The 21,982-nt window shown below is 65.1% G+C and carries 23 protein-coding genes; 14 read left to right on the top strand and 9 right to left on the bottom strand.

Features of this window, described 5'->3' with window-relative positions; translation table 11 throughout:
• The first annotated feature begins 58 nt into the window (after positions 1-58).
• The 4 genes from BRPE64_RS14345 to BRPE64_RS14330 all read left to right on the top strand — a co-directional run bounded on the left by BRPE64_RS14345 (position 59) and on the right by BRPE64_RS14330 (position 4,407).
• Complete coding sequence (locus BRPE64_RS14345) at positions 59-1,459, top strand: GntP family permease (protein ID WP_016354154.1); 1,401 nt, start codon at positions 59-61, stop codon at positions 1,457-1,459.
• 111 nt (positions 1,460-1,570) lie between these two features.
• Positions 1,571-2,380 carry a 3-hydroxybutyrate dehydrogenase gene (locus BRPE64_RS14340; protein WP_016354153.1) on the top strand — a complete coding sequence of 270 codons (810 nt, stop codon included), beginning with the start codon at positions 1,571-1,573 and terminating at the stop codon, positions 2,378-2,380.
• Between the two features lie 172 nt (positions 2,381-2,552).
• Positions 2,553-4,112, top strand: a complete 1,560-nt coding sequence (locus BRPE64_RS14335; RefSeq protein WP_016354152.1) for a methyl-accepting chemotaxis protein — start codon at positions 2,553-2,555, stop codon at positions 4,110-4,112.
• Positions 4,113-4,173: 61 nt separating this feature from the next.
• Entirely contained in the window at positions 4,174-4,407 is a 234-nt protein-coding gene (locus BRPE64_RS14330; protein ID WP_016354151.1) for a hypothetical protein, read from the top strand.
• A gap of 18 nt (positions 4,408-4,425) precedes the next feature.
• Here the strand turns inward: BRPE64_RS14330 and BRPE64_RS14325 are convergent, their stop codons facing one another.
• Positions 4,426-6,435, bottom strand: a complete 2,010-nt coding sequence (locus BRPE64_RS14325) for an AI-2E family transporter (RefSeq protein ID WP_051180432.1) — start codon at positions 6,433-6,435, stop codon at positions 4,426-4,428.
• Positions 6,436-6,765: 330 nt separating this feature from the next.
• Here BRPE64_RS14325 and BRPE64_RS14320 point away from each other — a divergent pair, with 330 nt between their 5' ends.
• The 6 genes from BRPE64_RS14320 (at position 6,766) to zwf (ending at position 12,994) form a co-directional block, all read left to right on the top strand.
• The gene (locus tag BRPE64_RS14320; protein WP_044042631.1) at positions 6,766-6,948 is read left to right on the top strand and encodes a DUF1289 domain-containing protein; all 183 of its coding nucleotides are present in this window, start codon (positions 6,766-6,768) and stop codon (positions 6,946-6,948) included.
• 159 nt (positions 6,949-7,107) lie between these two features.
• Entirely contained in the window at positions 7,108-7,410 is a 303-nt protein-coding gene (locus BRPE64_RS14315; protein ID WP_016354148.1) for a hypothetical protein, read from the top strand.
• Positions 7,411-7,581: 171 nt separating this feature from the next.
• Positions 7,582-8,202: a glutathione S-transferase family protein gene (locus BRPE64_RS14310; RefSeq protein ID WP_016354147.1), complete on the top strand. Its 621-nt coding sequence runs from the start codon at positions 7,582-7,584 to the stop codon at positions 8,200-8,202.
• 64 nt (positions 8,203-8,266) lie between these two features.
• Positions 8,267-10,354, top strand: a complete 2,088-nt coding sequence (locus BRPE64_RS14305; RefSeq protein WP_044042630.1) for a 2Fe-2S iron-sulfur cluster-binding protein — start codon at positions 8,267-8,269, stop codon at positions 10,352-10,354.
• 90 nt (positions 10,355-10,444) lie between these two features.
• Positions 10,445-11,353, top strand: coding sequence for a LysR family transcriptional regulator (locus BRPE64_RS14300; protein WP_016354145.1), 909 nt, complete (start codon positions 10,445-10,447; stop codon positions 11,351-11,353).
• Between the two features lie 165 nt (positions 11,354-11,518).
• Positions 11,519-12,994, top strand: coding sequence for a glucose-6-phosphate dehydrogenase (gene zwf, locus BRPE64_RS14295; protein WP_016354144.1), 1,476 nt, complete (start codon positions 11,519-11,521; stop codon positions 12,992-12,994).
• 33 nt (positions 12,995-13,027) lie between these two features.
• Here the strand turns inward: zwf and BRPE64_RS14290 are convergent, their stop codons facing one another.
• The 4 genes from BRPE64_RS14290 to BRPE64_RS14280 all read right to left on the bottom strand — a co-directional run bounded on the left by BRPE64_RS14290 (position 13,028) and on the right by BRPE64_RS14280 (position 15,566).
• On the bottom strand, positions 13,028-14,320 hold the full coding sequence (locus BRPE64_RS14290; RefSeq protein WP_016354143.1) for an FUSC family protein: 1,293 nt from the start codon (positions 14,318-14,320) through the stop codon (positions 13,028-13,030).
• A gap of 89 nt (positions 14,321-14,409) precedes the next feature.
• Positions 14,410-14,646, bottom strand: a complete 237-nt coding sequence (locus BRPE64_RS14285) for a CPBP family intramembrane glutamic endopeptidase (RefSeq protein WP_016354142.1) — start codon at positions 14,644-14,646, stop codon at positions 14,410-14,412.
• Between the two features lie 15 nt (positions 14,647-14,661).
• Positions 14,662-14,925 (bottom strand): hypothetical protein, encoded by a 264-nt coding sequence (locus BRPE64_RS31930; RefSeq protein ID WP_016354141.1) that lies wholly within the window; start codon positions 14,923-14,925, stop codon positions 14,662-14,664.
• A gap of 2 nt (positions 14,926-14,927) precedes the next feature.
• A complete protein-coding gene (locus BRPE64_RS14280) occupies positions 14,928-15,566 on the bottom strand; it encodes a LysE family translocator (RefSeq protein ID WP_044042629.1) in 639 nt (212 codons plus the stop codon).
• A 191-nt stretch (positions 15,567-15,757) separates the two neighbouring features.
• On the opposite strand from BRPE64_RS14280, the gene wrbA reads away from it, so the two are divergent.
• Positions 15,758-16,360, top strand: a complete 603-nt coding sequence (gene wrbA, locus BRPE64_RS14275; RefSeq protein ID WP_016354139.1) for an NAD(P)H:quinone oxidoreductase — start codon at positions 15,758-15,760, stop codon at positions 16,358-16,360.
• Here the strand turns inward: wrbA and BRPE64_RS14270 are convergent, their stop codons facing one another.
• The 3 genes from BRPE64_RS14270 to BRPE64_RS14260 are packed head-to-tail and all read right to left on the bottom strand — an operon-like array spanning position 16,361 to position 18,943.
• Positions 16,361-17,983: an alkaline phosphatase D family protein gene (locus BRPE64_RS14270; protein WP_016354138.1), complete on the bottom strand. Its 1,623-nt coding sequence runs from the start codon at positions 17,981-17,983 to the stop codon at positions 16,361-16,363. It abuts the gene before it with no gap.
• On the bottom strand, positions 17,941-18,531 hold the full coding sequence (locus tag BRPE64_RS14265; protein ID WP_016354137.1) for a universal stress protein: 591 nt from the start codon (positions 18,529-18,531) through the stop codon (positions 17,941-17,943). Before BRPE64_RS14265 ends, BRPE64_RS14270 begins: the two co-directional genes overlap by 43 nt.
• A gap of 25 nt (positions 18,532-18,556) precedes the next feature.
• Positions 18,557-18,943: a tellurite resistance TerB family protein gene (locus tag BRPE64_RS14260; RefSeq protein ID WP_016354136.1), complete on the bottom strand. Its 387-nt coding sequence runs from the start codon at positions 18,941-18,943 to the stop codon at positions 18,557-18,559.
• Positions 18,944-19,362: 419 nt separating this feature from the next.
• On the opposite strand from BRPE64_RS14260, the gene BRPE64_RS14255 reads away from it, so the two are divergent.
• Both BRPE64_RS14255 and BRPE64_RS14250 read left to right on the top strand, forming a co-directional pair.
• Complete coding sequence (locus tag BRPE64_RS14255) at positions 19,363-19,845, top strand: glycoside hydrolase family 108 protein (RefSeq protein WP_016354134.1); 483 nt, start codon at positions 19,363-19,365, stop codon at positions 19,843-19,845.
• Positions 19,845-20,549 carry a hypothetical protein gene (locus tag BRPE64_RS14250; RefSeq protein WP_044042221.1) on the top strand — a complete coding sequence of 235 codons (705 nt, stop codon included), beginning with the start codon at positions 19,845-19,847 and terminating at the stop codon, positions 20,547-20,549. The genes BRPE64_RS14255 and BRPE64_RS14250 overlap by 1 nt, the downstream gene beginning before the upstream one ends.
• Before the next feature lie 19 nt (positions 20,550-20,568).
• Here BRPE64_RS14250 and BRPE64_RS14245 read toward each other — a convergent pair whose 3' ends face one another.
• Positions 20,569-21,105: a periplasmic heavy metal sensor gene (locus tag BRPE64_RS14245; RefSeq protein ID WP_016354132.1), complete on the bottom strand. Its 537-nt coding sequence runs from the start codon at positions 21,103-21,105 to the stop codon at positions 20,569-20,571.
• Positions 21,106-21,447: 342 nt separating this feature from the next.
• On the opposite strand from BRPE64_RS14245, the gene BRPE64_RS14240 reads away from it, so the two are divergent.
• Complete coding sequence (locus BRPE64_RS14240) at positions 21,448-21,981, top strand: nucleoside deaminase (RefSeq protein ID WP_016354131.1); 534 nt, start codon at positions 21,448-21,450, stop codon at positions 21,979-21,981.
• Position 21,982: the final 1 nt, after the last annotated feature.

Genomic DNA, 21,982 nt, shown 5'->3' with positions numbered 1-21,982 from the left:
GGCTTCCAGGAGAAGCGCGCGGACGACGTTTCAAAGAATAACCACTCATGGAGACTCAATGTCGTTCCTCATCGTGCTCGCCGCCCTGGCGTTCCTGATGCTCGCCGCTTATCGCGGCTACAGCGTCATTCTTTTCGCGCCGATCGCCGCGCTCGCGGCCGTCCTTCTCACCGATCCCGCCGCCGTCGCGCCGGTGTTTTCCGGCATCTTCATGGAGAAGATGGTCGGCTTCGTGAAGCTCTATTTCCCTGTGTTCCTGCTCGGCGCGGTGTTCGGCAAGGTCATCGAGCTGTCGGGCTTCTCCGAGTCGATCGTCGCCGCGGCCATTCGATACATCGGCAAGTCGCGCGTCAATGCGGTGATCGTCGCGGTGTGCGCGCTGCTCACCTACGGCGGCGTGTCGCTGTTCGTCGTCGTGTTCGCGGTGTATCCGTTCGCGGCGGAAATGTATCGCCAGAGCAATATCCCGAAGCGTCTGATGCCGGGCGCCATCGCGCTGGGCGCGTTCTCGTTCACGATGGATTCGCTGCCCGGCACGCCGCAGATCCAGAACATCATCCCGACCACGTTCTTCAAGACGACGGGCTGGGCCGCACCGTGGCTCGGCGTGATCGGCTCGCTGTTCATCATCGTGGTCGGGCTGAGCTTCCTCGAATGGCGCCGCCGCTCGGCGATGGCCAAGGGCGAAGGCTACGGCACGTCGCTCGTGAACGAGCCGGAGCGCGTCGAATCGACTTCGCTGCCGAATCCGGTGCTCGCGATTGCGCCGCTGGTGCTCGTGGGCGTCGCCAATTTCGCGCTGACCAAGTGGATTCCGACGTGGTACGGCGCGAGCTACACGGTCGCGCCCGAAGTGCTGCCCGGCGTCCACGCGCCGGTCACGACGGCGGTCAAGACGGTCGTCGCGATCTGGGCCGTGGAAGGCGCGCTCTTGCTCGGCATCGTGCTCGTGCTGCTGACCGCGTTCCCGCGCGTGAAGGAGCGTTTCGCGGGCGGCACGCGCGCCGCCGTTGCGGGCGCGTTGCTCGCCGCAATGAACACCGCCTCCGAGTACGGTTTCGGCGGCGTGATCGCGGCGTTGCCGGGGTTCATCGTCGTGTCGGATGCGCTGAAGAGCATTCCGAATCCGCTCGTCAACGCGGCGATTTCGGTGAGCGCGCTCGCGGGCATCACGGGTTCGGCGTCGGGCGGCATGAGCATCGCGCTCGCCGCAATGTCCGATACGTTCATCGCCGGCGCGCAGGCCGCGCACATTCCGCTCGAAGTGCTGCACCGGGTTGTGGCGATGGCGTCGGGCGGCATGGACACGCTGCCGCACAACGGCGCCGTCATCACGCTGCTCGCGGTGACGGGGCTTACGCACCGCGAGTCGTACAAGGACATTTTCGCGGTCACGATCATCAAGACGCTGGCGGTGTTCTTCGTCATCACGGTCTATTACCTGACGGGCATCGTCTGATGCCGGGGGTTGCCGCGGGGCGAAACCCACGGCAACCCCAATTCACGCCGCGCGCGTGACGCTCCACACTCCCGCAGGACGCCCACCCAATCCGAAGGAAAAGAACCGCGTATGACTCAAACCGCATCGAACTCATCCGCATCGAACCGATCGCTCGCCGGCAAGACCGCGCTCGTCACCGGCTCGACGAGCGGCATCGGCTTAGGCATCGCCACGGCGCTCGCGCAGTCGGGCGCGAATCTCGTGCTCAACGGCTTCGGCGACGTTGAAGGCGCACTGAAGCAGATCGAGGCGACCGGCGTCAAAGCCGTGCATCACCCCGCCGACATGACCAAGCCCGCCGAAATCGAAGCGATGATCGGCTTCGCGCACGAACAGTTCGGCGCAGTCGATATTCTCGTGAACAACGCGGGCATTCAGCATGTCGCGACCATCGACGAATTTCCGGTCGATCGCTGGGACGCGATCATCGCCATCAACCTGAGTTCGGCGTTCCATACGATGCGCGTCGCGTTGCCGCAGATGCGCGCGCGCAACTGGGGCCGCGTGATCAATATCGCGTCGGTGCATGGGCTGGTCGGCTCGGCGGGCAAGTCGGCGTATGTGGCCGCCAAGCACGGCATTCTCGGTCTGACGAAGGTCGCGGCGCTCGAGAATGCGCGTACCGGCGTGACGGTCAACGCGATCTGCCCGGGCTTCGTGCTGACGCCGCTCGTGCAGAAGCAGATCGACGATCTCGCCGCGCGCGAGTCGCTCACGCCCGACGCGGCGCGCGCCAAGCTGCTCGGCGACAAGCAGCCGTCCGCGCAATTCGTGACGGCGCAGCAGATCGGCGAGATGGCCGTGTTCCTCTGCTCCGACGCCGCCAGCGAAATGCGCGGCTCGGCTTTGCAGATCGACGGTGGCTGGAGCGCGCAGTAAGACGCAGTGCGGGTCGATCAAGCGCGCGCCTATCGGCAACCGGCCCGCACACTTGAGCGTTTTGCTCGGATTCCCCTAAAGATTGTGGGGATAATGACCGTTATGTCCTTGTAATTCAGCGCGCGCCGCCCGTTCCGCGGGCGGCGCGTGAACCGAGAGAAGCAAGGACATCATGCGCAACAACCAGCCCGTCACACAGCAAGAATTCGATTACCCCGCCTCGGAGATGCTCGTCTCCGCGACCGATCTCTCCGGCAACATCCAGTACTGCAATCCCGCGTTCGTGTCGGTTTCCGGCTTCGCGCGCGAGGAACTGATCGGTCAGCCGCACAACCTGATCCGCCATCCCGACATGCCGCGCGAAGCGTTCGCCGATCTCTGGTCGACGATCCGCGCCGGCCGTTCATGGACCGCGCTCGTCAAGAACCGCCGCAAAAATGGCGATCACTACTGGGTGCGCGCGAACGTCACGCCGGTGATGCAGCATGGCCGTGCGGTCGGCTATCTCTCCGTGCGCGTGAAGCCGACCCGCGACGAAGTGCGCGAAGCCACCGCGCTTTACGCGCAGATGAAGACGGGCAACGCGTCGCACAAACTCGTGCGCGGCGCGCTCGTCCGGCACGGTCTCGCGGGCAAGCTTGCGGCGCTCGCGCACATGCCGGTGAGCGCGCGTCTCGGCGTCGCGTTCACTGCGGCGCCTGTCGTCACGGCGATCGCCGCGCTGATCGGCTGGCACGGCGCGCCGCCGCTGCCGTTCTGGCTCGCGCTCGGCGCGGGCGCGGCGGCGAGCGCGGCGGGATGGTTCGCGCTGTCGCATCAGGTGGAAACGCCGGTGCGCACGATGTCGGGTTTTGCCGCGCGCATGGCCGCGGGCGATCTGACCGTCGACATGCCCGACGCCCGCCACGACGATCTCGGCGACGTGCAACGCGCGCTCGGCCAGTTGAAGGCGAATCTCGCGGCGATCGTGTTCGACGTGCGCGGCCAGATCGGCGGCATGCTCGACGCCGCGAACGAGATTTCGAGCGGCAACACGGACCTGTCGCGCCGTACCGAGTTGCAGGCGGCGTCGCTCGAACAGACCGCCGCGACCATGGATCAGCTCACCACGACCGTACAAGGCAACGCCGACGCCACCGTGCGCGCGCTCGAACTCGTGAAGGAAGCGCAGGCCGCGGCCGACGACGGCGGGCGCATCGCGAGTCAGGTCGAGCAGACGATGGCGGGCATCACGGCGGCGTCGCGGCGCATCGCGGACATCACCGACGTGATCGACGGCATCGCGTTCCAGACCAACATCCTCGCGTTGAACGCGGCCGTCGAAGCGGCGCGCGCGGGCGAGGCGGGCCGCTCGTTCGCGGTGGTCGCGACCGAAGTGCGCAATCTGGCGCAGCGCTGCGCGGCGTCGGCGAAGGAAATCGAGGGCGTGGTGGCGACGAGCGTCGCGCAGATCGCGGAAGGCACGAGCCTCGTCACGCGCACGACGAGCCAGATGCGCGCGATCGACGAAGCGGTCAACCGCGTATCGACGATCATCATGGAAGTCGCGAAAGCGAGCGGCGAACAGGCCGACGGCATCGCGCAGGTGAATCAGGCGGTCGCCCATCTCGACGATTCGACCCAGCAAAACGCCGCGCTGGTCGAGCAGGCGGCGGCCACCGCCAAGCGTCTCGCCGAGCGCGCCGTGGTGCTCGACGAAGCCGTGCGACTGTTCACCGTCGAAAAGGCCTGAGCCGCCGCGAACGGCGCATCGCTTGGTACTATCGGAGCATTGCCAACGAGGAGTGTCTCCGATGACCGCTGAGAACAATCGCGCAGAAGAAGCGCGAGCCATGGAACGTATCGTCAACGCGACGCGGCAGGTTCAAGCCGCCTTTCTCGCGTTGCAGACGCATTTTCCGCCGGAAGGCGACGGCCGCCCGTCGCAGATGGCGCTACAGACTTTCGATGCCGCGCTCCAGGAACTCGAAGACGCGCAAGCCGCCTTCGACACCATGCTCAACGATCTGTTCGACGGCAACCGCTAGGCCTGCGAAGCACTCGCGTCAGGCGTTGCGCAGTTCCGGCACGCCTTCGCGCGTCTCGCCGGGCGGGCCGTTCAGCGCCGCTTCGCCTTCGAATTCATGCAGGCCGGCCCACGGCACGCCGTCCGTCGATTGACGGCGCGCGGCGGCCACGCACGCTTCCACCAGTTCCCGGAACGACACCGCCGCCGAACTCGTGCGCACGAGCGTTTCGCCTTGCAGCGCGCTCTCGGGAACCACCAGCCCCACAATCAGTTCCGCCGACGGCGCCCGCTGATGCAGCCGTCGCAGCAGATTGCGCAGATACGGCGGCGATTCGGCCGCATCGAACGACACGACGCAAATGATCGACACGCCCGACAAATCGACCTCGCCGAAGCGTCCGCGCGAAAAGCGGTCGTAGCCCGCGAGATCGGCGTGCAGACCGTGCTTGCGGAACAACTGCACGGCGATGGTCGCCGCGAGATCGTCGAGTTCGCCGCGCCCCGCAATGCACAGCACCGACGCCGTGTGCCCTTCCTGCGACGCATCGAAGCGCGACGGCGGCGTTTCTGACGGCACCGGAAAGTCATCGGGCGAATCGAAACTGGCGGGCAACTCTTCCCGGTCCTTGACGTCGACGATCGTGTCCGCCGTCTCCTCCAGCCCTTCGATAATGTCGAGCGCCGACTCGTTGATGCGCCGCAACTGATTCGCCGTCACCACGCCGCGCAGCACGTCGTTGTGGGCGAAGCGCAGTCCTTCGAGCGCAACTTCGTCGTAGTAAGCGATCAGCGCGCGTTCCTTGAGCAGCGTCTCGGCTTGCACGAGCGCTTCGTCGGGATCGTTCGCGAGCAGGCGCTGATAGAAGTTTTCGGCGGGCGTGAGCGCCGGCCGGTCGCCGAACAGCACGTCGAGAAATTCGAGGCGGTCGACGTGACGGCCGAGAATCACGAGGCACAGCGTGAGCGGCGTCGAAAGCACGAGGCCGACCGGCCCCCAGATCCAGCTCCAGAAAATCGCCGCGACGATCACCGCGAAAGGCGAGAGACCGGTGCTGTGCCCATAAAGCAGCGGTTCGATGACTTGCCCGACGAGCACGTCCGTCACGCCGAAAAGGACGAGGGTCCACACAAGCATCGACCAGCCGGGTCCGACTGCCGCCGCGAAAACCACCGCGATGATCGCGGCAATCCACGTCCCGACGTACGGCACGAAGCGCAGCAGCGCGGTCATCACGCCGAACAGCAGCGCGCCCGGCACGCCGATGATCGCAAGCCCGACGGAGATCACGATGCCCACGCCCATGTTGATGCCGAGCTGCGCCAGGAAATAGCGCGACAGGCGCCGCGCGGCTTCGTCCATCGCGGTGGTGGCGCGATGCAGGTCGCGCGAGCCGAACAGACGTATCAGCCGGTCGCGCAAGTCTTCGCGCTGCAGCAGGATGAACACCGCGACCACGAGCACGATGCCGGTGGTTTCCAGCGGACTGATGACGGGCGATAGAAAACGCTGCGCCAGCTCCAACGGCGACGGCGACGGTTCGTGCACTTCGACGGGCATCGGCTGATCGATCGGCGACGCGGCCGGGTTGTCCTCGTTCTTCGGCTCCTGCTCGCGCGCGGGCGAAATCCGTTTCAGTGCGCGCGACGCGCGGCCGAGAAACTCGTCGGCGCGGCCGACCGTCAGACGCTGCACCGAATCGATCTTGCGCTCGACGGCGACCTGATACTTCGGCAGATCGCCCGCGAGTTGCGCGACCTGCGCGCCGATCAGCGCACCGACGGCAGTCAACACCGACAGCGCGATCACCACCGCGACGATCACCGACGGCACCTGACCGAAACGCAGCCGCCGCAAAAACTCGACGAACGGCGCGAGCAGAAAACTCAGCAGAATCGCGAGGATGATCGGAATCATCACCGCGCGCCCGAAATACAGCGCGCAAATGATGATGACGCCCGTCACCAGCGAGGCCAGCGCTCGCACACCGGGCGCCTCGGGCGGCAAAATCTTCGCGGGTGGCCGGCGCGGCCCGGGTGCTTGCGGCATGGAGACGGCTCGCTTTGAGAGTGAGAGGCGCGGAATCAAAGGCGCGCGGCGCTTGACATGCTGCGGCGCGGCCAGCTTTTGTGCAGGCTCACGCGACTGTAAGCAAGGCGTGTGCCGTCGCGTGTTCCGGGGCGCACTTTGAGGTGAGTTTATTCGGGAGCCGAATTTCGCTGCAACCGCTTCAATGGTGAGCCAATACGGGAGCGGCGCGGCGCGCGAACGCCCGTCTATCGCCGTGATCGGAACAATCAGTTGGATGTGCGGGCATAGCGCATGCGACATTGACCGTCCCGCCTCATGCGTGCCATGCACGCCATCACGGAAGACATCATGGGAGTCGATTCACCCTGCATCAGCATCTGCAAGTTCGACGAGAAGACCGGCCTGTGCATCGGCTGCCTGCGCACGAAGGACGAATGCAAGCAGTGGAAGAAGATGAAGGACAAGCATCGCGCGCGGATCATCGATGAAATACCGAAGCGCAAAGCCAAGCTCAAGAAACACAAGAAGTAGGCGAGCCGGGAACAAACGCTGGACTGGTCGACGGTAGGGTGATCGACGCTTGCGCGGGGCGTGCGGAATAGACTGGGCGCTTGCGGCCACGTCTGCGAATCTTTCCGAAGCTTCGCGAATCTTCCAATAAGGCGCGACCGGCTCATCGAGGAGTCAGACATGAAAGTGATCCGCACCGTACTCGTCCTGGCCGCGGCTTGCGTCGCGACGTCCGCGTTTGCGCAACTGCATCCGAGCGTCGAAACCGATATGTACGCGCCGCAAAACGACACGCGCCTCATGCCGAACGCGCCGCTCGGCAGTCAGTACCCGACGCACGGCAACGCACAGGCCGGCGAGTTGAATCTCAATCCGAGCGATCCGCGTGCTCAGCTCGTCAACGGCCTGCCGAACAACGCGAACAGCGGCGGCTACGGCTCGCCGCTCGCGGGCAACAAGGCGAACGTGCCTACGCCGAACTGAGCGCGCGGACCACCGGACGAAGTAACACGCAGCCGGACCGCGCTCATCATTCTCGTTTCGCGAACAGTGATTTGATTTTCTCTGGTATTCCGCTTCATTTTGCAAGAACCGATACTTGATTCACAGGCAGGGGCGGCTCCCGGCCATCAATCAAACCGAGGGTTCTGGCAAATGAAGCTCTATCAATATCCGCTGTCCGGGCATTCACACCGCGCGCGTCTTTTCCTGAACCTGCTTGGCATCGATCACGAGGAAGTTGTCGTCGATCTCGCCAAAGCCGAGCACAAGTCGCCCGATTATCTGAAGCTGAACGCATTCGGGCAGGTTCCCGTCCTGGTCGATGGCGAGCACATCATCTCCGATTCGAACGCGATCCTCGTTTATCTCGCCGCCAAATCCGGCGATACGAAATGGCTGCCCAACACGCCCGCAGACGCCGCGGCGGTACAGCGCTGGCTGTCGGTGGCGGCGGGACAGATCGCATTCGGCCCGGCAGCCGCGCGTCTCATCACCGTGTTCGGCGCCAGATTCGATGCAGCGGAAGTCATCGCCCGCGCGCACACGATTCTCGCGTTGATCGACGCGCAACTGGCGGCACGCGACTGGATCGCGGACATCGACAGCGCGCATCCGACCATCGCCGATATCGCGCTCTACAGCTACATCTCCAGCGCGCCGGAAGGCAACGTCGATGTGTCCGTGTACGCGAACGTGAACGCATGGCTGCGTCGCGTCGAGTCGCTCCCCGGCTTCGTGCCGTTCCAGAAGACAGCCGTGGGTCTCGCGGCGTAAAGTGACGCGGCGGCGGCGGCGCACTCGCGCGGCCGTCACGCCCGGCGTGTGGAGGCATACGATCATGTCCACTCTCGCGGTTCCCCCTGTCGCGCCCGTCGCGACGCCCTCGCCGTGGCATCGCGGCGAAATCAAGCTGCAGAAAGCCGCCGGCGCCTACGAGCGCATGGATAGCGCAGGCCGCCGCGTCGTGCGCAATTACATGCCCGAGCAGCATCGCCAGTTCTTCGCGCAACTGCCGTTCATCGTCGCTGGCGCCGTGGATGAGCGCGGCGATCCGTGGGCGACGCTCCTCGCCGGGCATCCGGGCTTCATGCAGACGACGAACACGACGACGCTCGCCATCGACCGCGCGCGCGATCCGCTCGATCCCGCCGACGCCGGCATGAACGATGGCGCGTCCATCGGCCTGCTCGGCATCGAATTGCACACGCGCCGCCGTAACCGCGTGAACGGCGTGATTCATCGCGACGGCGCGAACGCCCGGTTCGACATGGCCGTCGAGCAGAGCTTCGGCAATTGCCCGCAGTACATCCAGTTGCGCGATTTCGAATTCGTGCGCGATCCGGCGGTGCCGTCGCCGGTGCAGCCGGTCCTGCTCGACGCGCTCACGCCGCGCGCGCGCGAGATGATTACGGGTGCGGATACGCTGTTCGTCGCGTCGTATTTCGATCGCGAGGACGGGCATCGGCAAGTGGATGTGTCGCATCGCGGCGGCAAGCCGGGTTTCGTGCGTCTGTCGGACGACGGCGTGCTCACGATTCCGGATTTCGCGGGCAATCTGTTCTTCAACACGCTCGGCAATATTCTGGAGAACGGCCGCGCGGGACTCGTGTTCGCCGACTTCGAAACGGGCACGCTGCTGCAGATGTCCGGCAACGCCGAAGTGTTGCTCGATTCGCCGGAAATCGCCGCGTTTCAGGGCGCCGAACGGCTGTGGCGCTTTACGCCGCGCCGCATCGTGTATCGCGAGCAGGCGCTGCCGCTGCGCTGGGCAGCGCGTCGCGACGGCGCATCGCCGAATTCGCTGATGACCGGCGACTGGCGGCAAGTGGCCGAGCGCATCAGGGCGACGACGCTTGCCAATGCGTGGCGCACGTTCCGCGTGAGCAAGATCGTCGATGAGAGCGACTCGATCCGCTCGTTTCATCTGATCCCGGCGGACGATGCCGGGCTCATACCGCACAAGGCCGGACAGCACTTGCCGATTCGCGTCACGCTGCCGGGCGAAGCGAGGCCGCAGATCCGCACGTACACGCTGTCGGTGGCGCCGTCCGATGGCGTGTATCGCATCAGCGTGAAGCGCGACGGACGTGTGTCGGCGTATCTGCACGACACGCTGAAGACCGGCGGCACGCTCGAAGCACGCGCACCCGCGGGCGATTTCACGATCGATGCGCTGGAACCGCGTCCCGCCGTGTTGATGGCGGCGGGCGTCGGCATCACGCCGATGCTCGCGATGCTGCGGCACGTCGTTTATGAAGGGCTGCGCAAGCGGCGCGTACGTCCGGTGTGGATGATCGTGTCGGCGCATGCGCTTGCGAGCCGCGCGTTCGCCCGCGAAATCGACGATCTCGCGCAGGCCGCGGGCGGCGCGGTGCATGTGATCCGCGTGCTGAGCGACACGCAGGGCGCGGAGCTTGCGCGCGACTACGACATGTCGGGGCGCATCGACCTCGATCTGCTGACGAGCCGGCTACCGTTCAACGACTACGATTTTTATCTGTGCGGGCCGGGCGCGTTCATGCAGTCGATCTACGACGGCTTGCGCAAGCTCAACGTGTCGGACACGCGCATTCATGCGGAGGCGTTCGGTCCGTCGTCGCTGAAGCGCACGGCGGATCGCGGCGCGGACGTGAAGCCGATGCGTCCCGCCGCCGCCGAGCCGGTGAAGGTGAGCTTCGTGAAGTCGGGCACCGATGCGCAGTGGAAGCCGGACAGCGGCACGTTGCTGGAACTCGCGGAAGCGAGCGGCCTTGCGCCGGAATTCAACTGCCGCGGCGGCACGTGCGGGACGTGCCGGACGCGCATCGTGAAAGGCGCGGTGTCGTATGAGAGCGAGCCGGCGTTTCATGTCGGCGATGACGAAGCGCTGATCTGCTGCGCGGTGCCGGCGGGGGATGAAGGGGGTGGGCTCGAACTCGACTTGTAACGCGAATCGCGGCGACGGTGCATTGCCCCCCGCGCCCATATCCCCGAGAATGCACGGCATCCCTCAAGCCCGCAGGCCCCGCGCATTCTCATGGACCGTTTCCAGGCAATGGCGACCTTCGTCACGGTGGTCGAGACCGGCGGCTTCGCATCGGCGGCGCGCAAGCTCGATATCTCGCCGTCGGTCGTGAGCCGCGTCGTGACCGAACTCGAAGAGCATCTCGGCGTGCGTCTGCTCACGCGCACGACGCGCGTCGTGCGTCTCACCGACGCCGGCACCGGCTACTTCGAGGACTGCCGCCGCATTCTCGGCGAAATCGACATCGCCGAGCTTTCCGCGACGGGCACGCACTCGTCGCCGCGCGGCGTGCTCTCGATCACCGCGCCGGTCATGTTCGGCCGGCTGCATGTCACGCCGGTCGTGCTCGACTATCTGCGCCGCTATCCCGAAGCCGATGCGAACTGCTGGTTCGTCGACCGCGTCGTGAATCTCGTCGACGAAGGGATCGACGTGGCCGTGCGCATCGCGCAATTGCCGGACTCGTCGTTGCAGGCAATCAGCGTCGGCCGCGTGCGGCGCGTGTTGTGCGCATCGCCCGCATATCTTGCCAAGCACGGCACGCCGCGGCATCCGGACGATCTCGCGGAGCATGTGGTGATCGCCTCCACCGGTTCGTCGACGCCCGCCGAATGGCGTCTGCACGACGGCGAGCGACAGATCCTCGTGCGCGCGCATCCACGTCTGACGACCACGACCAACGATTCCGCCATCGGCGCCGCACTCGCGGATTTCGGCATCGCCCGGCTGCTCTCGTATCAGGTTGCGCAATACGTAAGCGACGGCAGTCTCGTCATCGTGTTGCCCGAATTCGAGGCGCCGCCTGTTCCGATCCAGCTCGTGCATCGCGAGGGACGTCACGTCACGCAAAAGGTGCGCGCGTTTCTCGATCTCGCCGTCGCGACGCTGCGCGCCGATCCTTCGTTGAGCTGGTCGGACTAAACACGCCTGACGCCGCAAATATTTCGTATTCGGCCGCTCGAATCGAACGTCCGTTAGCGCGGCCACCGTGCAAAAAGCCGGCAAAACATGCAACATAGCTGTCTCGAACGACCGCGACCGGTCGCCGCGCTTTCGGCTTTCTGAACCCTTGACGGCTCACGCACCATGACGAATTCAACCTCTGCTTCGAACGAACGCCCGCTGGACATGATCATCTTCGGCGGCGGCGGAGACCTGGCGGCGCGCAAGCTGCTGCCGGCGCTCTACATGGCGCACACGCACTGCAACCTTCCCGCCGACACGCGCATTCTCGCGATCGGCCGCAGGGACTGGACGCGTGAGGATTACCTGAAGAACTTCATGGAAGAGCAGTCGCGTTCGTTCATCGACGCGAAGGCCTTCGATGCCCAGTCGTGGGACAAATTTCTCGCGCTCTTCGATTACGTGCGCGTCGATATCGAAAATCCTGGCGATTTTCAGCGGCTCGCGCAGGCCGTGCGTCCGAACTCGCAACGCGTGTTGTATCTGTCGACATCGCCGGAACTGTTCGTGACGATCTGCGAAAACCTCGACGCCGCCGGCATTCTCGACGCGACCTCGCGCGTCGTGCTGGAAAAGCCGCTCGGCCACGATCTGGCCTCGGCGCGCGCGATCAACGACGCGGTCGGCAAGCACTTCAAGGAAGAGCAGATTTATCGCATCGACCATTATCTCGGCAAGGAAACGGTGCAGAACCTGATGGTGCTGCGCTTCGGCAATGCGATCTTCGGGCCGCTGTGGCAGGCGCCGTATATCAAGAGCGTGCAGATTACGGTGTCGGAGACTGTGGGCGTCGGCAGCCGCGCGGGCTTCTACGATCACACCGGCGCGCTGCGCGACATGGTGCAGAACCACCTGATGCAGCTGCTGTGCATCGTCGCGATGGAGCCGCCGGTGTCGCTCGATCCGGACGCCGTCCGCGACGAAAAGCTGAAGGTGCTGAAGTCGCTTCGGCCGATGTCGGTCGCCGATATCGCGCGCGATACCGTGCGCGGCCAGTACACGGCGGGCGCGGTCGGCGGCGAGGCGGTGAAGGGTTATCTCGAAGAGGCGAACGTGCCGCCCGACAGCCGCGCGGAAACCTTCGTCGCGTTGCGCGCGCACATCAACAACTGGCGCTGGGCCAACGTGCCGTTCTTCCTGCGCACGGGCAAGCGCATGCAGAATCGGCGCTCGGAGATCGTCATCGATTTCGCCGATCTGCCGTTCTCGATCATCCCCGACGGTCCGCGCCACTACGGCAACCGGCTCACCATCACGCTGCAGCCGGAAGAGTCCATCCAGCTTCAGATGATGGCGAAGGAACCCGGCAGCGGCATGCACATGCAGCCGGTCACACTTAATCTCGATTTCCAGCAGGCCATGAAGCAGCGGCGCGCGGAAGCGTACGAGCGCCTGCTGATCGACGTCATTCGCGGACGCCTCACGCATTTCATGCGGCGCGACGAACTGGAAGCGGCATGGGCGTGGGTCGAGCCGATTCTCAACGGATGGAAGGAACTGGGCGACCGGCCGCGCGGTTATACCGCCGGAACCTTCGGCCCCGCGGCATCCAGCGCGTTGATGGCGAGGGAAAATCAGGCTTGGGCGGAAGAGGCTTGAGTTTTCGAGCTTGGGAAGCGCGATGCGGTTACGTCACCGCATCGCGGTTCGCGGGGCTTTTCTTTGCGTCCACGCGGTCCCGGCCGCCATCACGCCGGACAACACCACGATCCCGCACAGAATGCCCGCGAGCCGCGTGAGCGCGGGCATCGGATCGGACGACCAATGGTGATCCTGCACGAACACCATGATGAACGCGATGCTGAACTGCCGCCCCACGTAGCTCGCGCCTTGCGTGCCGGTCTGCACATGACAGCCGATCCACACGCCCGCGCACAGCGCGATCATGCAGACGAGCGCGTTGTCGCCCACTAAAGGCAACAGCGCGAGACTCACGCCGCCCGCGAGCAGACAGCCGACGAAGCGCTGAATCATGCGCTCCGCAATCGGCTTGCTGGTCGGCTTGCCGAGCGCCGATGCAGGCAGGATCAGCACGGCGATCGCGGTGACCATCGCCTGCGCGAAGCCCGGCAGATTCCACGCATACGCGAGCGACGCCAGAATCATCACCGACCACGCGCTCTGCCATGCGAGACGCCCGCGCATCGCGAGCGCAATCTGTGCGGCGCGCGCGACGTGCGATGCCTCGACCGCCTGCACCGCCTGCGCCGCATCGGACGGCATGATGGTGATGGTCTGCGCATTGACGCCATCGACGCGATCGACCGTCGACGCCGCCTGCGCGCGCGGCAACGGCGCGGCGCCGCGCTTTTTCCGATAGTGCTGCAATCCCGCGTGAAACAGCGCCGATACACCCACGCACGCAATCGTCCCGACGGCCACTTCGCCCACGCGCAAGAGCGCGAACGACGCTGTCGCCGCGGCGGACGCGAGCCGGTGCGCCTCGAACGTCACCATCAGCGAAGTCACCGCGCCGAGCACCCACGCGTAGCCCGCATCGGACACGAGCGCGCGATACACCGACACGCCCGCGATCACCCCGAGCAGCGGCACGAACAGCCACGGCAAGTCGCCGATAGTCGGTCCCGCGACCGCGCCGATCAGCGCGCCCGCCACCGTGCCGACGACGCGCTGCACACCGCGTTGCGCGCACGCCGAGAATTTCGACTGCATCACCGCGAAGCCGCTGATCGCCGCCCACCAGATGTTGGACAGGTGAAACGCATAGGCGAGCGCGACGGCGAGCCCGACCGACAGCATCGCCTGCGTCGCAAAGAGCGCGCGCGCCTGCGTCGGCACGATCGCGACGAGTTCGCGTCCGAGCGCGGCGAAGGCATCGAGCACGATGCGCGCATGTTCGCCGATGATCGCGGTGAGCGGCGGCTTGAGCGGAGGAGCGCGGCGGGGAGAATCGTCGGTCGGCATCGGTCCGGAAATCGTTCAGTGTCCAGGCTTGAGACTAGACCCCGATCGTCCGGAAGCAAAGCCGAACCGCACACGGCGCGGCAAATCCGCTACACGGCTTGCGCAAGCAGAAACATGGCGATCAGGTTGTAGAACGCATGCACCGACGTCACGACCCAGAACGGCGAGCCGCGTTTCTCCTGCTCGACGACGAACACGGTGCCCAGCACAAGGCCGCCCGCCGCCGCGCGCAGCATGTACTGCGCGCTGTAGGAATGCGCGAGCCCGAACGCCGCCGCCGACAGCGCCACGGCCCAGACCGCGCGCCAGCGCAGCTTGCGGCGCACGAAGACGATGATCGCCTACTGAAACACGAGCGTCTCGAACAGCGGCAGGATCGCGCAAGCGGCGATCAGCGTCGCGATGAACATCGGGCCGCTCAGCGTCAGATGCGGGGCGTTGAGCGGCGCATCGGGCGCGACGAGCATCACGAGTTCCATCACGATGATATTCGCCGCATAGCCCGCCACGACCGCCGCGACGATCAGAATGGGCGTCGGCAGCCGCGTCAGAAACGCAAACGCGGACTCGGCCGAAAGCGAATGCGTACGCGCGGGCTGATTCATGGTCACACGCGCGATGTCAGGAGCCGGATGCCCGCCGCGCCGAACACCAGCGCGAGGCACGCGTCGAGGCCGCGCTGAATGCGCGTATAGATGCGCCGCGCGGCGGCCATCGAAAAGAGCGCCGCATAGCCGCCGAACACGCAGACGCCGATGCACAGACAGCCCGCGACCACCGCGAGCATATGTCCCGGCCCTTCGCCCGCCGACGAACCGAGCGCGGCCACCGACATCCACACGAGAATGGCCTTCGGATTCGTGAGATGCAAAAGCGCGCCGCGCGCATAGAGTTTCCGGCCGCTCTGCCCCGTCGCGTGCGTCGCGGAAGTTCGCGCGGTCGGCTTCAATGCCGAACGTCCCGACTTGAATGCGAGCCACAACAGATACAGCCCGCCGCAAATCTTCACGCCGACGAGAAAGCCCGAATACGCGGTGAGCGCGGCGGAAAGGCCGAGCGCGGCGAGCATCGCCCAGAAGAACGAGCCGGACATGACGCCCGCCGCAAAGGCGAACGCCGCGCGCCGGCCCGAGGTGCTGGCAATCGACATGATGGCGAGATTGCTCGGCCCGGGGCTCGCGGTGCCGACGAAATACGCCGAGTAAGCGATCAGCAGATTCGCGCTGAGAAAGGCGTGGCCGTTCATGTCGATGGCGTCTCCGTTTCGATTTTTTATATTGTCGTCGATGCGAAACGTGCGCGCCCATGAACGCTTCGCGCGTGCGCCGGCAGGCCAGTTCGTGCGACCGATGCACCCGCGCATGCGGTGCTATCTTTGACAACTGCGCAAGGAACCGCGCATCTCCATCGGATGCACCCCTCGATCAAGGACCCATCATGGCGAAAGTTCTGGTTCTCTATTATTCGATGTACGGCCACATAGAAACAATGGCGCATGCCATTGCAGAAGGCGCGCAAGGCGTCGCGGGCGTCGAGGTCACGCTCAAGCGCGTGCCGGAAACGATTCCCGCCGACCGCGCCGCGCAGATCGGCGCGAAGCTCGATCAACAAGCGCCCGTCGCAACCGTCGACGAACTCGCCGACTACGACGCGATCATCTTCGGCACGCCCACGCGCTTCGGCAACATGGCCGGGCAGATGCGCACCTTTCTCGACCAGACGGGCGGACTGTGGATGAAAGGCGCGCTCGTCGGCAAGGTCGGCAGCGTGTTTTCATCGACGGCTTCGCAACACGGCGGCCAGGAAACGACTATCACGTCGTTTCATAACACGCTGCTGCATCACGGCATGGTGATCGTCGGCGTGCCCTACGCGTGCGCGGGGCTCACGAACATGAGCGAGATATCGGGCGGCACGCCCTACGGCGCAACCACGCTCGCCGGGCCCGATGGAAGCCGCCAGCCCTCGCAGAACGAACTCGATATCGCGCGCTATCAGGGCAAGCATGTCGCCGAACTGGCGACGAAGCTTGCCGGCTGACTACGCTTCAATATCGAGCTTCACTTCATAGAGCGAGCGGCCGTTCAGATCGTGCAGGGAGACGGTCATCGCGCGGCTCGCCGGATCGATCTTCGCGCGGCCGTAGAACTGCTGCATGGCGGCGGGCGAACGGTTCTGCGGATTGTCCTTCGGCACGCTCACGTAGCGCAGTTCGGGGCCGAAGGTCGTATCGAGATCGTTCGGGCCGAACGTGCCCGCGTTGATCGGCCCGCCGACGAACTCCCAGAACGGCTTGAAGTCGCTGAACTTCGCGCGCGACGGATCGTAATGCGTCGCCTGCGCGTAGTGCACATCGGCCGTGATCCACACGACGTTCTTGATGTCCTCGCGCTTGATGAAGCCGAGGATCTCTTTCAACTCAAGCTCGCGGCCGAGCGGCGCGCCGTTGTCCGCGTTGGCCCACGCTTCAAACGTGCCCTTCGGTACGTCGGGGTTCGCATCGGGGACGACGAGCGAAATCGGCATATCGCTCGCGATCACTTTCCACGTCGCGCGCGAAGCCTTGAGCGACGCCTTCAGCCACTCCGTCTGCTGCGAGCCGAGAAAGGCCGAGTCGGCGTCGAGACGCGTCTGCCGGTTCGGTGAATTCGCGCCGCGATACGACCGCTCGTCGAGCATGAACACATCGAGCAGCGGCCCGAACTGAAAGCCGCGATAAACCTGCTCCGGATCGAGCTGATTGATGCGATACGGGTTGTATTCGAACATCGCCTGCTTCGCACGCGCTTCGAGCAGATTGATCGCGCGCGTTTGATAACGCGTCTCCGCAGCGCCGATCTGCTGACCGGGATACCAGTTGTTGCGCACTTCGTGATCGTCCCATTGCACGAGGAACGGCACGTCGGCGGCAAAGCGGCGCTTGTTTTTATCGAGCTGGTTGTAGGCGAAGGCCGCGCGATAATCGTCGAGCGTCTGCGCAACATGCGACTTGCCTTCGGTCACGATGTTCGTCCACATCGTGCCGTCCGGCAGGCGCACTTCGGATTCGATCACGCTGTCCGCATAGATCTGGTCGCCCTGATGAATGAAGAAGTCCGGCGACTCGCGCCGCATCGCTTCATAAATACGATAGCCGCCGAAGCGTTCATTGATGCCCCAGCCCTGCCCCGCTTCGTCGCCGGAAAACACGAAGCAGACCGGCTTGTTCGCATCGAACGATGCCGTGCGCAAGCGTCCCGTCGCCGGTTCGCTGTATGCCTTGCCATCGACGAGATCCTGAAAGCGCACGCGATAGAACACGTCGGCGCCCGGCGGCAGACCGGTGAGATCGACGCGCGCCGTGAAGCCGCTGCCGTCGAGCGCCGCCGGACCGATACGCCGCTGAAACGTCGCGAAGTTCTCGCTCGCCGAATACTCGACGATCATGCGCGCAGGCCGATCCGTGCGGCTCCAGACAATGCCGCTCGTCGCGGTGACGTCGCCGCTCATCACGCCGCCGGGTAGTTGCGGACGCAACTTGTCGGCGGTGACGATGGCGGGCGCGACACCTTGCGCGAGCGCATCGGCCAGGCCCGCGCCCGCGCCCGTGAGCGCGAGCCCCGTGCCGGACACGAGACCTTTCAGTAATGCACGTCGCGATGGTTTGACGATGCGATCCGGCATGGCGAGCTTCCTCTCGAACTGTACGTTGCGGTAGATGTGCGCTGCGTCGAATCGGCGATGGTAAATCGTAACGATGTCGCTTTTGTTTCAACGGGCGCTTCATCGCGCTCGCGGTTCGATGCAATCAGCACGCGCCGGTTGCTGTGACGGCTCACCGCATCGGACACGCGCTCTTCCCAGAAGCGCCAGTGCGTGCCCTTCGCGCGGCCCGTCACGACGAGATCGGCATCGAACTCGCGCGCCGCCTGCGCGATCGTACGCGCGACCGTCATGCCGTCCGGCAGGTCCATCACGACGCAGACGCCGTTCACGCTCGATGCGCGTATCGCCTGCAATGTGCGCTTCTCGATGTCGCGCGCGTTTTCTTCGACGCACGCGAGCGCCGTGCCGCAGTCGTACTGCACCGACGATACTGCCCAGAACGGCATGCGGTCCACCACATGAAGCGCCGTGAGGCGCGCGTTGCATTCGCGGGCCCGCGCGATGCCGAGCGAGAGCGCGGCATGGCTGCCGCTCGGGCCCACTGCGACGAGAATGTGCTTTTGCATGATGTCGTCTCCTTGAACGCGCGCTTCAATGCATGCGCCAGGCGCGCTTCACCGCGTCGAGCACGGCGGCTTCGGTGCACGTGATGTGACCGTCGGCGACCACGGCCGCTTCGCACAGTTCGAGCACTTCGCGCCGCATGCGCACATCGCGCACTTCTTCCGCCAACTGCTGCACGAGATGAGCGTCGAGCCGGCACGCGTCATCCCATGTGAGATACGACGCGCGCGTGAGGTCTTCGCACACCTCGCGCACGATGTCGTGCAACTCGCCCGCATGCAGCCCGAGCCGCGCATAGAATCCGCGCCGTTCGAGCGCCTCGATCTCGACGCTGCCGATATGCCCGTCCGCGATCAGCGACATCACGACGATGCGCGCCGCCGCGCGGGGACTGTCCGATGGGTAATGACGCATGGCTTCTCTCCTCGATGAAACATCGTCAACGCAGAGCGGTGCGTGTGGATGTGACGCGCATGCCGCCTTGCATGCTGTGCATCGTAGAGACGCTGAATGAGGCGCGAATGAGCGCGCCGCTCGCAACACTGTTTGCATCGCGCGAACATCGCGCATCGGAAGCGTTGGATGACGCACGACAGTTCGCTTTTTCACGTACCTTCTCCTGAAGCACGCAAGCCTTGTCCCACAACGCGCGCGCGCTTTTATACGTGCATTGGCATAGCGGTTGCATAGATGCCTACCGTCGCATCGGGACTGCCTGCCACTGGCTCGATGCGACCGGGCCGGCTGCCTCGTGCGCCGGCCCGTTTCTTCCGGCGCCGCGATCGTCGTATCGCGAAGTTCCGGCGGCACATGCAGGCGCCAAGGAGAACACCATGAACAATTTCGACGACGCCTTCGACGCGCTCATCGGCAGCGAAGGCGGCTATTCGTTTCATCCGGCGGACCCGGGCGGCGAAACCATGTGGGGCGTGACGGCACGCGTCGCACGCGGCTATGGCTATGCGGGCGCGATGAAGGACCTGCCGCTCGATCTCGCGAAGCGCATCGCGAAGCAGAAGTACTGGGACCCGCTGCATCTCGATGAATTCGATCCGCGCGTCGCCTTCCAGATCTTCGATGCGAACTACAACGGCGGGCTCGTCGTGTTGTGGATGCAGAAGGCAGCGGGCGCGCAGGAAGACGGCAAGTTCGGCCCCGATACCGTCGATGCCGTGAAAGCCGCCGATCCGATGCGCTTCGTTCTGCGCTTCGCCGCGTATCGGCTGCGTTATCTGAAGGGCCTGCATGCATGGCCGACGTTCAGCCGAGGCTGGACCGAACGCATGGCGACGAATCTTCTTCTGGGAGCGGCATGATGGACTGGTCGAAAGTGGCGGCAAGCATCGGCGCGAGGGCGCCTCTTCTGGCGGGACTCATCGGCGGGCCGGTCGGGCTCGGCGTGACGGCGGCGGCCGCGATCATCTCGCATGCGCTCGGCACGCCGAACGATCCGGAAGTCGTCGAGACCGCGCTCAACGATCCCGCCGCGCTCGAGAAAATCAGTCAGGCGGAAAGCGCGAACTCGCTGCAACTGCAACAGCTCGTGGTGGCGGCGGCGCAGGCGCGGTTGTCGTTCGAAGCGGACATGGCGCGTATGGCGGCGGGCGATCGTGCCGATGCGCGCGCGATGGGCATCGCGAATCGCGACTGGGTGCCCAAGGTGCTCGCGATGTGCGTGACCGGCGGCTTCTTCGGCATTCTGCTGCTGATGGCGTTGCGCGCGCTGCCCGAGGCGAATCGCGATCTGGTGAACGTCGTGGTCGGCGCGCTCGGGACGGCGTGGATCAGCATCATCGGCTATTACTTCGGGACGTCCGCAGGTTCGATGCGCAAGACCGAACTGCTCGCACAGCCGAGCGTGCCGATCACATCCGAAACGGCGGTCACGTTGCGCGATCCGGCGCCTGCGTCGGCGTCGTCATCGGCATCCACGCGCGAAGCGGCGGGCGCGCACGTCGATGGCGTTCATCGCACGTTTGCGCCGGGCGGGCAAGGGCCGATCTTCACGGGCGGAACGTGAGCGTGGTGGTGTCGTCGCGTCACAGTCCGGTCCGCGGATCGTAAGGCCGCGCCGGATGATGCACGATGTTCGCGAACTCCGGACGGATCGCATCGCTGAACGTGGTCTTCTGCTGATCGTTCAGGCTGCCGTAGAACTTGAGCCACGCTTTCGCCGACTGATCGGATAAGGGCGCGTCCTGCTGCCGCGCCTTCTCGTCCATCGCGTGCAGCGCGGAGAGATCGAGGATCGGCTGCTTGAGCATCGTCTGCATGCGCGACTGCATCTGGTCCGCGTTCATGCGCTCGGATGCGTGGCTCTGGCGCATCGCATCGAGCGCGGCTTGCCATTGCACTTCCTGATCGGCGCTCAGGTTCAGTTGATCGTGCAGCGTGCGCATGTTGAGCGGCTGCGCGTGAACCGCGGTGTCGATATCGTTCGGCATTGCCTGCGCATACACCGGCGCGGAACCGACGCCGAGCGAGAGCGCCGTGACAATGCTCAGCGCGGAGAGCTTGAGAAGAAGGTGGCCGCGGCGTGCGGGGCGAGCTTGATTCGATTCGTTGAGCTGGGTCATGTCGTTTCCCCTTTCCCTTTTGTCGATGGTTCGGTCGCGGCCGCTCGACTTCGTTGTGTTGCGACCTTGACGAGCAGTGTAGGGACGGGAAATTAGGGGAAAGTGAGGGCTCGATTCGTGACTCCGAGCCGGCTCCCGAAAACCCTCACCTTTGCACTGCCCGCCCCTCTCGCAAGTGCCCGAAAACAAGGCCTCCAGGCGCCTTTCGAAACCACGCTCCCGAAAACCCTCACCCTTCGCGTTATTCCCACCATCTCCAGACGCGTAATCGCCCGGCTTTTTGCCGCGCTATCCTGCCCGTTCGAATATCGACATCGACACCGACATCAAGGAGATGCAACCATGTCCATCACAGCGCCTGGCACCCGACGCGACGATCTCCCGCCGCAAGGTCTCACGCCCACGCAAGAGCAGATCGTGCGGCATCTGCGGCACGCGAGCGCCGTTGCCGAGCGAGCGACGCTGCTCGGTCATCATCCGTTCGGCGCGATTCTCGTCGGTCCGGATCAGGAGACCGTGTTGATGGAGCAAGGCAACGTCGACACTGTGAATCATGCCGAGTCGGTTCTCGCGCGCGTCGCGGCGCTCAACTTCACGCCGGAGTATTTGTGGGGCTGCACGCTTTATACGTCGGTCGAGCCGTGCTGCATGTGTGCGGGCACGGCGTACTGGGCCAACATCGGACGCGTTGTCTATGGGCTGACCGAAGCACGCCTGCTCGAAGCCACCGGCAATCACGCCGAGAATCCGACGATGAGCGTCTCCTCGCGCTATGTCTTCGATCATTGTCAGAAGCCGGTCGAACTGATCGGCCCCGTCGCGCAAGTGGAGGACGAAGTGTTGCGCGTGCAGCGCGCGTTCTGGTCGACGCGATGAG

The organism is Caballeronia insecticola (assembly GCF_000402035.1).
Classification (GTDB): Bacteria; Pseudomonadota; Gammaproteobacteria; order Burkholderiales; family Burkholderiaceae; genus Caballeronia; species Caballeronia insecticola.
Note: the sequence above shows the minus strand (reverse complement) of the source record. Positions and strands in the feature narration are given on the sequence as shown.

What these genes read in the sequence shown, in the direction of transcription:
- BRPE64_RS14345 (WP_016354154.1), top strand. Translation starts at nt 59, where the DNA reads ATGTCGTTCCTCATCGTGCTCGCCGCCCTGGCGTTCCTGATGCTCGCC.
- BRPE64_RS14340 (WP_016354153.1), top strand. Translation starts at nt 1,571, where the DNA reads ATGACTCAAACCGCATCGAACTCATCCGCATCGAACCGATCGCTCGCC.
- BRPE64_RS14335 (WP_016354152.1), top strand. Translation starts at nt 2,553, where the DNA reads ATGCGCAACAACCAGCCCGTCACACAGCAAGAATTCGATTACCCCGCC.
- BRPE64_RS14330 (WP_016354151.1), top strand. Translation starts at nt 4,174, where the DNA reads ATGACCGCTGAGAACAATCGCGCAGAAGAAGCGCGAGCCATGGAACGT.
- BRPE64_RS14325 (WP_051180432.1), bottom strand. Translation starts at nt 6,435, where the DNA reads ATGCCGCAAGCACCCGGGCCGCGCCGGCCACCCGCGAAGATTTTGCCG.
- BRPE64_RS14320 (WP_044042631.1), top strand. Translation starts at nt 6,766, where the DNA reads ATGGGAGTCGATTCACCCTGCATCAGCATCTGCAAGTTCGACGAGAAG.
- BRPE64_RS14315 (WP_016354148.1), top strand. Translation starts at nt 7,108, where the DNA reads ATGAAAGTGATCCGCACCGTACTCGTCCTGGCCGCGGCTTGCGTCGCG.
- BRPE64_RS14310 (WP_016354147.1), top strand. Translation starts at nt 7,582, where the DNA reads ATGAAGCTCTATCAATATCCGCTGTCCGGGCATTCACACCGCGCGCGT.
- BRPE64_RS14305 (WP_044042630.1), top strand. Translation starts at nt 8,267, where the DNA reads ATGTCCACTCTCGCGGTTCCCCCTGTCGCGCCCGTCGCGACGCCCTCG.
- BRPE64_RS14300 (WP_016354145.1), top strand. Translation starts at nt 10,445, where the DNA reads ATGGACCGTTTCCAGGCAATGGCGACCTTCGTCACGGTGGTCGAGACC.
- zwf (WP_016354144.1), top strand. Translation starts at nt 11,519, where the DNA reads ATGACGAATTCAACCTCTGCTTCGAACGAACGCCCGCTGGACATGATC.
- BRPE64_RS14290 (WP_016354143.1), bottom strand. Translation starts at nt 14,320, where the DNA reads ATGCCGACCGACGATTCTCCCCGCCGCGCTCCTCCGCTCAAGCCGCCG.
- BRPE64_RS31930 (WP_016354141.1), bottom strand. Translation starts at nt 14,925, where the DNA reads ATGAATCAGCCCGCGCGTACGCATTCGCTTTCGGCCGAGTCCGCGTTT.
- BRPE64_RS14280 (WP_044042629.1), bottom strand. Translation starts at nt 15,566, where the DNA reads ATGAACGGCCACGCCTTTCTCAGCGCGAATCTGCTGATCGCTTACTCG.
- wrbA (WP_016354139.1), top strand. Translation starts at nt 15,758, where the DNA reads ATGGCGAAAGTTCTGGTTCTCTATTATTCGATGTACGGCCACATAGAA.
- BRPE64_RS14270 (WP_016354138.1), bottom strand. Translation starts at nt 17,983, where the DNA reads ATGCCGGATCGCATCGTCAAACCATCGCGACGTGCATTACTGAAAGGT.
- BRPE64_RS14265 (WP_016354137.1), bottom strand. Translation starts at nt 18,531, where the DNA reads ATGCAAAAGCACATTCTCGTCGCAGTGGGCCCGAGCGGCAGCCATGCC.
- BRPE64_RS14260 (WP_016354136.1), bottom strand. Translation starts at nt 18,943, where the DNA reads ATGCGTCATTACCCATCGGACAGTCCCCGCGCGGCGGCGCGCATCGTC.
- BRPE64_RS14255 (WP_016354134.1), top strand. Translation starts at nt 19,363, where the DNA reads ATGAACAATTTCGACGACGCCTTCGACGCGCTCATCGGCAGCGAAGGC.
- BRPE64_RS14250 (WP_044042221.1), top strand. Translation starts at nt 19,845, where the DNA reads ATGGACTGGTCGAAAGTGGCGGCAAGCATCGGCGCGAGGGCGCCTCTT.
- BRPE64_RS14245 (WP_016354132.1), bottom strand. Translation starts at nt 21,105, where the DNA reads ATGACCCAGCTCAACGAATCGAATCAAGCTCGCCCCGCACGCCGCGGC.
- BRPE64_RS14240 (WP_016354131.1), top strand. Translation starts at nt 21,448, where the DNA reads ATGTCCATCACAGCGCCTGGCACCCGACGCGACGATCTCCCGCCGCAA.